The 1,004-nt window shown below is 47.6% G+C and carries 8 tRNA genes and 1 rRNA gene; all 9 read left to right on the top strand.

Going from position 1 to position 1,004, the window contains the following annotated elements:
• The first annotated feature begins 61 nt into the window (after positions 1 to 61).
• The 9 genes from IV64_RS07940 (at position 62) to IV64_RS07900 (ending at position 998) form a co-directional block, all read left to right on the top strand.
• Positions 62 to 134 (top strand) — tRNA-Val (locus tag IV64_RS07940).
• Positions 135 to 137: 3 nt separating this feature from the next.
• Positions 138 to 210 (top strand) — tRNA-Lys (locus IV64_RS07935).
• A gap of 54 nt (positions 211 to 264) precedes the next feature.
• Positions 265 to 381, top strand: a 5S ribosomal RNA gene (gene rrf, locus IV64_RS07930).
• A 6-nt stretch (positions 382 to 387) separates the two neighbouring features.
• Positions 388 to 460 (top strand) — tRNA-Val (locus tag IV64_RS07925).
• A gap of 3 nt (positions 461 to 463) precedes the next feature.
• Positions 464 to 536: transfer RNA gene (locus IV64_RS07920), tRNA-Lys, on the top strand.
• Between the two features lie 93 nt (positions 537 to 629).
• Positions 630 to 702 (top strand) — tRNA-Thr (locus IV64_RS07915).
• 17 nt (positions 703 to 719) lie between these two features.
• Positions 720 to 791: transfer RNA gene (locus IV64_RS07910), tRNA-Gly, on the top strand.
• Positions 792 to 825: 34 nt separating this feature from the next.
• Positions 826 to 911: transfer RNA gene (locus IV64_RS07905), tRNA-Leu, on the top strand.
• A 13-nt stretch (positions 912 to 924) separates the two neighbouring features.
• Positions 925 to 998: transfer RNA gene (locus IV64_RS07900), tRNA-Arg, on the top strand.
• Positions 999 to 1,004 lie beyond the last annotated feature (6 nt).

Genomic DNA, 1,004 nt, shown 5'->3' with positions numbered 1-1,004 from the left:
TAGCGCCGAGAGTAGTTGGGGGATCGCTCCCTGCGAGGGTAGGACGTTGCCATGCACTTTTGGAGGATTAGCTCAGTTGGGAGAGCGTCTGCCTTACAAGCAGAGGGTCACAGGTTCGAGCCCTGTATCCTCCATTTGAGCCGTTAGCTCAGTTGGTAGAGCATCTGACTTTTAATCAGAGGGTCGACAGTTCGAGACTGTCACGGCTCATTTAACCGGAAGGTTAAATGAATATTATACAATTTAATATTTAGTTCAAAATAGTGTGGCGACGATGGCGAGAAGGATACACCTGTTCCCATGTCGAACACAGAAGTTAAGCTTCTTAGCGCCGAGAGTAGTTGGGGGATCGCTCCCTGCGAGGGTAGGACGTTGCCATGCACTTTTGGAGGATTAGCTCAGTTGGGAGAGCGTCTGCCTTACAAGCAGAGGGTCACAGGTTCGAGCCCTGTATCCTCCATTTGAGCCGTTAGCTCAGTTGGTAGAGCATCTGACTTTTAATCAGAGGGTCGACAGTTCGAGACTGTCACGGCTCATTGTTCACGGTTCTTAATTGAATAAAGTTTCAAAGTTTTTGTTGATTTATGTAACTTGACATGTTATGCTGTTATAGTTGTGTTAATCGTGACGCCGACTTAGCTCAGCTGGCAGAGCATCTGTCTTGTAAACAGGGGGTCGGAGGTTCGAATCCTCTAGTCGGCATTAACCTGAATAAATATGCGGAAGTAGTTCAGTGGTAGAACATCACCTTGCCATGGTGGGGGTCGCGAGTTCGAATCTCGTCTTCCGCTTAGTACTAAAAGTACTAAGCATCAAAATAGTGTTGCCGGGGTGGCGGAATTGGCAGACGCACAGGACTTAAAATCCTGCGGTTAGTGATAACCGTACCGGTTCGATCCCGGTCCTCGGCATTATTATTATTTAGCACCCATAGCGCAATTGGATAGAGTGTCTGACTACGAATCAGAAGGTTGTAGGTTCGACTCCTACTGGGTGCATTATAA

It is taken from the genome of Lactiplantibacillus xiangfangensis, assembly GCF_001438845.1.
Classification (GTDB): domain Bacteria; phylum Bacillota; class Bacilli; order Lactobacillales; family Lactobacillaceae; genus Lactiplantibacillus; species Lactiplantibacillus xiangfangensis.
Note: the sequence above shows the minus strand (reverse complement) of the source record. Positions and strands in the feature narration are given on the sequence as shown.